The following is an 11,006-nucleotide window of genomic DNA, read 5'->3' on the forward strand; positions in this document are numbered from 1 at the left end:
GCCCCGCCCGCGTCCGCCCCGGGCACCACCCGCCTCGAAGACCTCGAAGGCCTCGTAGAAGGCTCGCTCGCCCACCTGCTGTCGACGATGGCACCGGACGGCACCGCCCTGTGGCCGATGAGTGCCGTCGCGGGCACCATCGACCCGCGCACGGTCCAGTTCGGAGCCGCCGGGACCACCGCCGTCCTCGTCCAGGCCTGGGACCACCTCGAACGCACCGAACAACTCACCACCGCACTGCGCGAAGCCGCCCGGTGGTACGACAGGGGACTCGACGCCCGGCCCGGCCGACGCATACTGCCGGGGCTGTACGCGGGGCACGCGGGCCTGTGTCTGGCCGCCTACGAGACCGCCCTGCGGGTGCGGGACGACATCACCGGCCGCCGGGCTCTCGCCATGGCGCGACGGCTGCCCGTGCGCTGGGCCACGCCCGACGTCTTCCACGGCACGGCGGGCGCGGGAATCGCGCTGCTGCGCCTGCACGAACTGAGCGGAGACCCCGAACTCGCCGAACGGAGCCGGGCCTGCGCGCAGGGAATACTCGCCCAGGCGCAGGAAACCGAGGACGGCGGGCTCTGGTGGCCCTCCGCGGGCGAGGAACAGACCGGCCCCTACTACGGGTTCGCCCACGGCTGCGCCGGGATCGGGACCTTCCTGCTCGCGGCGGGCGCCGCCCACGGCGAACCGGCATACACGGACGCCGCCCGCCGCACCGGGGACCTGCTGCTGCGCGCCGCGATCCGCGACGACGGCGCGGCCTGGTGGAGCGAAGGGCCCGGGCGGCCCGGGCGCAGGCTCGCGCACTGGTGCCACGGAGCGTCCGGGATCGGGACCTTCCTGCTGCGGCTGTGGCGGACGACAGGCCACGCCCCCTACCGCGAACTGGCCGAGGAAGCCGCCGTGGCGGTGCGCCGTGCCGCGCCCAGGGCGCCTCTCGGGGCCTGCCACGGGATCAGCGGCGACGGGCAGTTCCTGCTCGACCTGGCCGACGCGCTCGGCAACCGGCGGTACCGCGCGTGGGCCGGGGAACTCGCCGGGACGCTCGCCGTCCGGGCGGGCCTGATCAACGGCCGTCCGGTCACCGCGGGCGACTGCTGGGAGCGCCCGTACGCGGACCACGCCACCGGCGTGGCGGGGGCGCTGTCCTTCCTCGTCCGGCTCCGGCACGGCGGGCCACGGCCCTGGATGCCGCCCGCCCCGGCCCGCTGACCGGGCCCCAAGACCCCCGTGGCCGACAGGCCATGGGCAGCACCACCGTCCTCCACCACCCGGCGGAGGACCCTCACCAACCGAATCACCAACCGAAGGAGAAGGCCATGACCAGCTCTCAGATGCTCGACGCCCTGAACCGTCTGCCCCAGGAGGAGACCACGGTGGGCCTGTGCGGCAGCAACAACAGCCGCCCGCACACCATCTGATCCTCCTGCACCACTGAGCGGGCGCGGCACTCCATCCCCCGGGGCGCCGCGCCCCGCCGCATGTGCCGCATGTACGGGGGCGACGGGAGGGAGGACGGCATGCGGGAACCGGGGCCAGGAAGGACATCACCGGCGACACGGCTGATGGTCCGGGTCGCGGGATACGCGCCATGGGAGCACGCGGGGTTCGCGGCGGCGGCGGTACTCGGCACGCTCACCGCGCTGTGGATCCCGGCGGCGCTCGCCGACGCCCTCCGCCTGTCCGGCACCCGGGCGACAGTCCTCCTCGGCGTCCTCCTCGCCGGGGACGCCGCGGCCACCGTGCTCGCCGGCTTCGCCAAGAACCACGCCGTCGCCCGCTGCACCGCGCGCCTGCGCAAGGAACTCGCCGGGCGGCTCCTGGCGGCCGGGCCCGGCGGCGCGCGCCGCTTCCCCGCCGGCGACCTGGCCGGGCGCCTCGTCGCGGCCGCCGAGGCCACCGCCGACGCCTGCTTCACCACCGTCACCCTCCTGGTGGGGGCCGCCACGTCGGCGGGCGCGCTGATCGCCCTGCTGGTCATGGACTGGCGGCTCGCGGCGGTCTTCGTCCTCGCGGTACCGCTCACGGTGCGGGAGATGCGCCGCACCGGCGCGGCGTCGGGCGACGCCCACGCCCGCTACCAGCGCGAGCAGGCGACGATCACCGGCCGTCTGTCGGCCGCCCTCGCGGGCATCCGCAGCATCCGGGCCACCGGCACCCAGGCGGCCGAGGCCGCGCGCATCCTCGCCCCGCTGCCCGCCCTGGACACCGCGGGCCGCGCCGTCTGGCACGTCGAGGGCGCCGCGTCCCGGCGCACCGGCTTCATCGCGGCCGCCGTCATGGTCGCCGTCATCGGCGTCGTGGCCCTGGACGTCGCGCACGGCCGCCTCGCGCCCCCGGACCTGCTGGCCGCCGCCGGGTACGCGACCCTGGCCCTGCGGGTCACCGACCAGGTGTCGACGGCCGGTTACCTCGGCTACGTACGCGCCTCGGCCGCGCGCGTACGCGAAGTCCTCGACCTGCCCCCGCGGCCCCCGGCACCGCACGCGGCCCCGGCCGGTGACCTGGTCTTCGACAAGGTCACCGCCGTCGGCGAGCACGGTGACGTGCTGCTGGACGGACTCGACCTCGCCGTCCCCTCCGGATGCACGCTCGCCGTCGTCGGAGCGGCCGGCCCCGCGCTGGAGGCCGTCGCGGCACTCGCCGGCGGGCTGGCCGCACCGGACAGCGGCCGCGTCACCGTGGGCGGGCACGAGGTGACGGCCGGAGCCGTGGGCTACGCCTTCGCACGGCCGGTGCTCTTCGGCACCACGGTCCGCGACGCACTCGTCGCCGGGCGGCCGACGGCCACGGACACGGAGGTGGAACACGCGGCACAGACGGCCGGTGCGGGCGGCTTCGTCCACCGCCTCCCGCAGGGATACGCCACCCCGCTGGACGGGCTGGCCCTCTCGGGCGGCGAACGCCAGCGGCTCGGACTCGCCCGCACCGTCGTCCACGACCGCCCCACGGTCGTCCTCGACGACGCCACCTCCAGCCTCGACACCGCCACGGAGGCCGAGGTGACCCGGGCACTGGACGCGTCGATGCGCGGCCGCACCCGCCTCGTCGTCGCCCACCGCGCCGCCACCGCCGCCCGCGCCGACCTCGTCGCCTGGCTGGACGACGGCCGGATACGGGCCCTCGGCACCCACGACCGGCTGTGCCGACTCCCCGCGTACCGGGCCCTGTTCACTCCCCACGGCGCGGAGGCCGCCCGATGAGGACCCGTACGGCCGGGCTCCCGGTGAAGCCCCGTACGGCCGGGCTCCCGGTCACGTCCCTCATGGCCGATCTGCTCCGGCACCGCAGGGCCGCCGTCCTGCTCCTGCTGTGGTCCGCCGTCGACAGCCTGCCCGCGCTCGCGGGCGGCTGGTGCGTCGCCGCGACGCTGGACGACGGGGTCCTCGCCCACCGCCCCGGCGTCGCCGCCGCATGGCTGCTCGCGCTGGGCGGCGCGTACGTGCTCCGAGCCGTCGCCTCCCGCGTCACCACCCGCCACCTCGCCGACGTCGTGGAGCCGCTGCGGGACGCGTGGGTGACCCGGATCGTCCGCGCCACCCTGGACCGGGGAGGCTCGGACGCGGCCGTGGCCCGGGTGACCGGGCAGACCGAATCCGTGCGCCGCCTCACCGGAACCCTGCTGCTGAACGTGCGGGACGTCGCCCTGTCCCTGCTCGCGGCAGCCGTCGGCCTCGCCGCCCTCTCACCCCGCGTCGCCCTGCTCGCCCTGCCCTGCGTCGCCCTCGCCCTGGCCCTGCTCGCCTGGCAGCTGAGACCACTGGCCGCGATCCACCGCGACGCCGTACGGGCCGGGGAAACCCTGGCCGCCGAGACCGGCACCACCGTGCGTGCCCTGCGCGACCTCGCCGCGTGCGGTGCCCAGGACCAGGCCCTGGCCCGGCTGAGCGCCACCGCCGACCGCCAGGCCGCGCTCACCCGGGCCCTGGCCCGGGCGGGAGTGGGCCGCGGCCTGGCGGTCGCGGTCGGCGGCCACCTGCCCGTCGTCGCGATGCTGGCCGCCGCGCCATGGCTCACCTCGGACGGCACCATGGCCACGGGCACCCTCGCCGGAGCCACGACCTATCTCTACGCCCAGGTCGCCCCACTGCTGCGCACCCTGGCCCAGAGCGCGGCCTCGGTCGTCCTGCCCCTGCTCGTCACGGTGCGCCGCCTCACAGAGGCCACGGCGGCGACGGAAACGACGAGGGCCACGGCGGCCGGGGCCGCCCCGCGGCCCGCCTCCGGCAGCCCCGTGCCCTGCCCGGACCTGGAGTTCCAGGACGTGACCTTCGCGTACGGACCGGCCTCGGAACCCGTCCTGCGCGAGCTGTCCCTGACCGTCCCGTACGGGCAGCACCTGGCCGTCGTCGGGCCGAGCGGCATCGGCAAATCGACCCTGGCCGACCTGGCCGCGGGCCTCGCCCGCCCCGGCTCCGGCCGCGTCCTGCTCGGCGGCCGCCCCCTCGACACCATCGCCCCCGAGGCGGTGCGCCGCACCGTCGGCCTCGTCCCCCAGGAGTCGTACGTCTTCGACGGCACCCTGCGCGAGAACCTCACCTGGCTCCGTCCCGACCGCGTCGGCGACGACGAACTGCGCCGGGCGGCCGAGGCCCTCGGCGCACAGGCGCTGGTGAGGCGCCTCGGCGGATTCGACGCCCGCACGGCCGGCGACGACCCCGGGCTCGGCGCCGGTGACCGGCAGCTCCTCACCCTGCTCCGCCTGTACCTCTCCCCGGCACCCCTGATCATCCTGGACGAGGCGACCAGCGCCCTCGGCCCCCGCGCCGAGGAGCGGGTGGAGCACGCGTTCGCCCGGCGGCCGGGCAGCCTGCTGGTGATCGCCCACCGCATGACCTCCGCACTGCGCGCCGACCGTGTCCTGGTGCTGGACGGAGCCCGTGCGACGGCGGGAACGCACGACGACCTCGTCCGCTCCGTGCCCGCCTACGCGTCCCTCGCCGGCCACTGGCACGAACCGACGACGAGTGGTGAGCCTGCCCGGCGGTAGGGGAGCGGCCGCCCCAGGGTTTCTTGAATATTCAAGAAGATCGCCCTAGGGTGTGCTCCGCGGAGATTCTTTAACTTTCAAGAGTCTCTGTTTCCCCCCTCGTGAAGGAGTTGTCGTGAAGTCCACCCGGAAGGTCTGGGCCACAGCCGTCGCTCTCGGTGTGCTCGCCGCGAGCGGTGCCACCGTCGCCGCCGCCACCCCCACCGCTCACCGCGCCTCGGCGGGCGCGAGCGAGGACGAGCAGCTGCAGAAGCTCTACAAGGAGGCCGTGGCCGAAGGCGGCCGCCTGGTCGTCTACGCGGGCGGCGACAAGCCCGGCCAGGCCGACTACCTCAAGAACGCGTTCGTCAAGCAGTTCCCCAAGATGAAGGTCGACACCGTCGTCGACTTCAGCAAGAACCATGACGCGCGTCTCGACAACCAGATAGCCGAGCACAAGGTCGTAGCCGACGTCGTCCACCTCCAGACCCTCGACGACTTCCCGCGCTGGAAGAAGGAAGGCGCGCTGGAGAAGTACAAGCCGGTCGGCTGGGACAAGGTCTACGACAAGATCAAGGACAAGGACGGCTACTACACCGGCCTGTTCTTCATCGGCTTCGCGAACGTCACCGCCACCACGCTCGGCGACAACGCCCCCGTCGAGGCCAAGGACTTCCTCAAGCCCGAATACAAGGACAAGCTCGTCTTCACCTACCCCAACGACGACGACGCCGTCCTCTACTACTTCAAGCAGCTCACCGACACGTACGGCTTCGACTACATGAAGAAGCTCAAGGCCCAGAACCCCAAGTTCGTCCGCGGCACCGCCGACGCCTCCGCCCAGGTCGGCAAGGACGGCTACGTGGCCAACTTCGGCAGCTCGGGCAGCTCCAGTGGCCTGTCGAAGACGAGCATCCCCGAGAAGTCGCCCTGGGTCGCGTGGCCGCAGACCGGCGCCATCCTCAAGGACGCCCCGCACAAGGCCGCCGCCAAGCTCTACATGAGCTGGGTCCTGTCGAAGCAGTACCAGCAGACGTCCTACGGCTGGAGCGCCCGCACCGACGTCGCCACCCCGGCCGGCCGCAAGGGCATCTTCGACTACGCCAACATGAACCCGCTCGGCCTCGGCGCGTTCATGAGCGACCGCACCGCCCTCGACCGCTACAAGGCCCGCATCAGCCTCTACGTCGGTGACGTCAAGGGCGTGGACCCGGCCGACCCCGAGGGCAAGCTCGGCCTGTACCCGGTCGACCAGAACGGCACCCAGGGCTAAGGGGTCCGTGGCAGGCCGCCGCCGTCACCGGCGGCGGCCCTGTACGGCCACTCCCGCACAGGTGATCCCGGCCAGCACCGCACCGGCACCCATCAGCCACGCCGCGCCGAACGGCCCCGACAGCAGCGTGACCACGTACGGCGCGAACATGCCCACATAGGCCGCCGTCCAGAACAGCGCCGTCACGCGCGCGAGCCGCTCCGGCGGCGCGATCGCCGCCACTTCCGTCAGCCCGAAGGACAGCAGGAGGCCGTAGCCCGCGCCGAGGACGGCCGCCGTGCCGAGGGCGAGCACCGGCTGCCCGCCCGTCACCACCACCACGGTGGCGAGGACGAAACCGGCCACGACGGCGGCGAGCCCGGCGGCCGCGGTGGCGAGCCGGTGACGGGCGGTCAGCCGCCGGGCCAGCGGCTGCACCAGCAGACCCGCGCCGGGTACGACGGCGGTGGCGATCCCCGCGTAGACCGTACGCCAGCCGGACACCCCGTGCACCAGACCGGGCAGCGTGACGAACCCGACCGTCGGCGCGGCGAACACCCAGGGCGCGAGCGGCAGTACGGCGCGGCGGAAGCGCGCCCGGTCGTATCCGGCGGAGGGCGCGCCGGGCGCGGACACCGGGCGGGCGGCCGTCTCCGGCGCACCGTACGCCGCGGCCCACGCCCCGCCCGCGAGCAGCAGGTGCGGCACGTACGCGAGCACCGTCGGATGCGGAGCCCACTGGGCGATCAGCGACGACACGAGCCCGCCGGAGGCGAAGCCGGCGGAGACGAACAGCCCCGACCGGCGGGCCGCGGTACCGGGTGCCGCGTCAGGGACGAACGGCGGGCCCGACAGCTCCTTGACCCAGGCGCTGCCCGCCGCCAGCAGGGCCCCCGCCCCGAGCCCGGTCAGCAGACGGCCGGGCAGCAGCCACCACGTGGCCACCGTCCCCGCCATCAGGACGACCGTCGAGACGAGGTTGACGGCCAGTGCCGTCAGGGCGACCCGGCGCCTGCCCAGCCGGTCGGCCAGCGGCCCGCCCGCCAGCAGTCCGGGGATCAGGCCGAGAACGTACACGGCGACCAGCCCGGTGGCCGCGGACTCGGTCAGCCCCAGCTCGGAGCGGTAGACACCGAGCAGGGACGAGAACTGATTGGCGCTCCAGCCCGAGGCCGTCATCATCCAGGCCGCCCGCAGCCCGGGCCGCCGGGACACGGACCGGCCGGGTGCCGCCGGTGCGGTGCGCGAAGTGGTGCTTGTGCTCATGGCGGCAGTTGTACGGACCGGCGGGCGGCGCGGACCAGCGGCGTTCACGAATCGTGAATGCCCGTTCGGGGCTGGTGCCCGGCCCACGTAGGCTGGCCGGTATGGACCTCCGGTTGCTCGCCTCCTTCCTGGCCGTGGCCGAGGAGGGCCACTTCGGCCGGGCCGCCGCGCGGCTCTTCCTGTCCCCGCCCGCGGTCACCGGGCACATCCGCCGCCTGGAGACCGACCTGGGCACCCGGCTGCTCCACCGCACGCCGGTCTCCCTCACCCCCGCCGGGGAACGGCTGGCCGTCCACGCGCGAGCCCTGCTCGCCGCCGCGAACGCCGTGCTCGACGACGTGGCGGAGGCCGCGGACGCCCCGGCGAACCGCCCCGTACCGCGCCCGCTGCGCGTCGGCATCATGGGCCACGGCTCGGCCGAGCTGACCCCGGCCGCCATCAACGCCTACCGCCGCGCCCGCCCGGAAGTCCCGGTCGAGACGCGGCAGCTCGACTACACCGAGCACGTCAGCGCCCTGCTCGGGGACCGCGTCGACGTGGCGTTCATCCGTCCCGCCCCCGACGACGAGCGCGTCGTCTGCGAGGTCCTGACCACCGAACGGCGCATCGTCGCCGTCCCGGAGACCTTCCCGCTCGCCGACGCCCGCGACACCGGAGCCCACCTGGCGGACGTCGCCGACCTGCCGTACTTCCGCCTGCCGGGCCACACGCCCCGTGTCTTCACCGACTACCTCTACTTCGGCGCCGACGCCCCGCGCCGCAGCAGGCACACCGCGCTCACCCCGCACGAGGTGCTCACCGCGGTGGTCACCGGCCACGCGGCGGGCAGCGGCCTGGAGTCCTTCGCGCGCTACTACTCCTGGCCGGGCGCCGTCTTCGTACCGGTGCTCGACGCCCCCTGGGAGAGCAGCTACCTGGCCGTCCGCGCCGACGACACCAACCCCGAGGTCAAGATCTTCCGAGCCCTGGCCCGGGCCCTGTCGGAGGACCGCGAGCGCCACACCTGAAGAACGTGCCGCAGCGCAGCCGCGTGCTCAGGCGGTGGCCGCGCCGAACCACTTCGGCAGGTGGGCGAGCAGATCCTGCTGGTCCTCACCGGCCCACGCCACGTGGCCGTCCGGGCGCAGCAGGACAGCGGGTGCGTCCAGTTCCTCGCAGGGGTCGACGACGTGGTCGACACGGTCCGCCCAGCCCGCCACCGAGAGGCTGCCGGTCCGGTCGAGCAGGAGGCCGCGGCCGCTGTGCGTCAGACCGTAGAGGCGACCCTGCTTCAGCTGCATGTCGCGCATGCGGCGGCCGAGGAGCTCATGGCCCTCGCCGAGGTCGTAGCGGACCCCGACCGCGGTGATCATCCCGGTCACGTACCGGTTCACGTCCTCGAAGTCCATCAGCTTCGAGAACAGTTCCCGCAGCGCGGTCGCGCCCGGATCGGAGCCCAGCAGCGTGATCTGGGCGCGGGTGTTGTCCAGTACGGCGGCGGCCACCGGGTGCCGTTCGGCGTGGTAGCTGTCCAGCAGGCCCTCCGGCGCCCAGCCGTTCAGCTCGGCGGCCAGTTTCCAGCCGAGGTTGAACGCGTCCTGGATGCCGAGGTTGAGGCCCTGTCCGCCGGTCGGCGGGTGGATGTGGGCCGCGTCACCGGCCAGCAGCACCCGGCCGACCCGGTAGCGCTCGGCCTGCCGGGTCGCGTCGCCGAACCGGGAGAGCCAGCGCGGCGAGTGCGCCCCGAAGTCGGTGCCCGCGACGGCCCGCAGCCGCTGCTTGAACTCCTCCAGGGTCGGCGCGGCCGTACGGTCCTCGGACACGCCGTCGGCGGGCACGATGAGACGGTACGCCCCGTCCCCGAGGGGGATGACGCCGAACCGCTGTTGGGTCCTGCGGACCTCCGCGACGACGGCTTCGACCGCCGACGGGTCCTCGGCCAGCTCCATATGGCCCAGCAGCGTCTCGACCTTGGCGGGCTCGCCGGGGAAGCCGACGCCGAGCAGCTTGCGCACCGTACTGCGGCCACCGTCACAGCCCACGAGGTAACGCGAGCGCAGCCGCGTCCGTCCCCCGCCGGCCACGCCCCCACTGGCGGGGGTGCCCCCATTCGCCAGCTCGACGGTCACCCCGTCCTCGTCCTGGCTCAGCCCGGCCACTTCGCAGCCGCGCCGGATCTCGGCCCCGAGTTCGAGGGCACGCTCTTCGAGCAGCCGCTCGGTGACCGGCTGCGGGGTGGCGAGGCCGTACGGGTGAGCCGTGTCCAGCCGGTCCGGCCACGGCTTGGCGATGCCGCCGAAGAGACCGCCGACCTGGAACTTCTCACTGACCGCGAGGAACCGGTCCAGCAGGCCGCGCTGGGCCATCATCTCGACGCTGCGCGCGTGCAGGCCCTGTCCGCGGGACTCCTCGACCCGCTCGGCCAGCTTCTCCAGCACGACCACGCGCAGGCCGTGCAGCCGCAGTTCGCAGGCCAGCATCAGACCGGTCGGACCGCCACCGGCAATGATCACGTCACTCATGAAAACCCTATTTCCGCAGGTACTGGCTCTTCGGTCAGTGATTGTGCGGCATGACCGGGGCCTTGCCGCAAGGCCCCCGGTGCGCTATAAGTTAAGAGTGGCGAGGAGTGGTCGGACTCCTTGCCTTCTTTGTTTTCGCCGCTCGGCGCGGAGTTCTCTCACCGGGGCATCCGGCGGGAACTGATCCACCTCTCCGTACGACTCCCTTGAAGTCGCATTTCACGAGAGGGAGTTGACGCATGGTAACCACTCGCCGCGCCGTACTGGGCGCCGCCGCAGCCGGAGCCCTGGGCATGGGTTTCGCGACCACCGCACCCGCGCAGGCCTCGGAGAAGGGCATTCAGGTGGCCGTCCTGCTGTACGACGGCTTCACCGCGCTGGACGCGGTCGGGCCCTACGAGACCCTGTGCCGTCTGCCCGGTGTCCGCGTCTTCACCGTCGCCCGCCGGACGGGCCCCGTCCGCACCGACACCGGTCAGCTCGCCCTCGCCGCCGAGCGGTCCCTGTCCGACGTCCGTCGCGCCGATGTCCTCGTCGTCCCCGGCGGTGGCAACCGCGGCATCATCGCCGCCATGGACGACGCGGCCCTCCTGGACTGGATACGCCGCCTTCACCAGCACACGACCTGGACCACGTCGGTGTGCACAGGCTCGCTCCTCCTCGCTTCCGCCGGGCTCCTCAAGGGCCTCCCGGCCGCGACGTACTGGGCCTCGCGGCCGTACCTGGAGAAGCTCGGAGCCGTCCCGGCCCCCGGGCGGTTCGTCGAGACCGGGAAGATCATCACGGCCGCGGGCGTCTCCGCCGGTCTGGACATGGGGCTGCATCTGGCCGCCCGCCTCTCCGACGAGGCCACCGCCCGGGCGATGCAGCTCGCCATCGAGTACGACCCCCACCCCCCGTTCGACTCCGGCAGCCCCGAGAAGGCCGACGAGGCGACGCGGCGGCTGGCGCTGAAGCTGGTCGAGGGATAGCCGAGGGACAGAGGAGCGGGGGGAGAGGGCCGGTACGCCGTGGGGGGGGA

The 11,006-nt window shown here is 74.0% G+C and carries 8 protein-coding genes; 6 read left to right on the forward strand and 2 right to left on the reverse strand.

Going from position 1 to position 11,006, the window contains the following annotated elements:
- The 4 genes from K6I34_RS21350 to K6I34_RS21365 all read left to right on the forward strand — a co-directional run.
- Positions 1-1,209 (forward strand): lanthionine synthetase C family protein (locus K6I34_RS21350; RefSeq protein WP_229327931.1); only part of this gene is annotated, 1,209 nt, incomplete at its 5' end.
- Positions 1,210-1,517: 308 nt separating this feature from the next.
- The gene (locus K6I34_RS21355) at positions 1,518-3,200 is read left to right on the forward strand and encodes an ABC transporter ATP-binding protein (protein ID WP_229327932.1); all 1,683 of its coding nucleotides are present in this window, start codon (positions 1,518-1,520) and stop codon (positions 3,198-3,200) included.
- On the forward strand, positions 3,197-4,987 hold the full coding sequence (locus tag K6I34_RS21360; protein ID WP_229327933.1) for an ABC transporter ATP-binding protein: 1,791 nt from the start codon (positions 3,197-3,199) through the stop codon (positions 4,985-4,987). Before K6I34_RS21355 ends, K6I34_RS21360 begins: the two co-directional genes overlap by 4 nt.
- Positions 4,988-5,102: 115 nt before the next feature.
- A complete protein-coding gene (locus K6I34_RS21365; protein ID WP_229327934.1) occupies positions 5,103-6,239 on the forward strand; it encodes an ABC transporter substrate-binding protein in 1,137 nt (378 codons plus the stop codon).
- Between the two features lie 24 nt (positions 6,240-6,263).
- On the opposite strand, the gene K6I34_RS21370 is transcribed toward K6I34_RS21365, so the two are convergent.
- Positions 6,264-7,484 carry an MFS transporter gene (locus tag K6I34_RS21370; RefSeq protein WP_229327935.1) on the reverse strand — a complete coding sequence of 407 codons (1,221 nt, stop codon included), beginning with the start codon at positions 7,482-7,484 and terminating at the stop codon, positions 6,264-6,266.
- 101 nt (positions 7,485-7,585) lie between these two features.
- Here K6I34_RS21370 and K6I34_RS21375 point away from each other — a divergent pair, with 101 nt between their 5' ends.
- Positions 7,586-8,491 (forward strand): LysR family transcriptional regulator, encoded by a 906-nt coding sequence (locus K6I34_RS21375; protein ID WP_229327936.1) that lies wholly within the window; start codon positions 7,586-7,588, stop codon positions 8,489-8,491.
- A gap of 27 nt (positions 8,492-8,518) precedes the next feature.
- On the opposite strand, the gene rox is transcribed toward K6I34_RS21375, so the two are convergent.
- Positions 8,519-9,985 carry a rifampin monooxygenase gene (gene rox, locus K6I34_RS21380; protein WP_229327937.1) on the reverse strand — a complete coding sequence of 489 codons (1,467 nt, stop codon included), beginning with the start codon at positions 9,983-9,985 and terminating at the stop codon, positions 8,519-8,521.
- 239 nt (positions 9,986-10,224) lie between these two features.
- On the opposite strand from rox, the gene K6I34_RS21385 reads away from it, so the two are divergent.
- Positions 10,225-10,956 (forward strand): DJ-1/PfpI family protein, encoded by a 732-nt coding sequence (locus K6I34_RS21385; protein WP_229327938.1) that lies wholly within the window; start codon positions 10,225-10,227, stop codon positions 10,954-10,956.
- The last annotated feature ends 50 nt before the right edge of the window (positions 10,957-11,006 follow it).

The organism is Streptomyces sp. UNOC14_S4 (genome assembly GCF_020740835.1).
Taxonomy (GTDB): Bacteria; Actinomycetota; Actinomycetes; order Streptomycetales; family Streptomycetaceae; genus Streptomyces.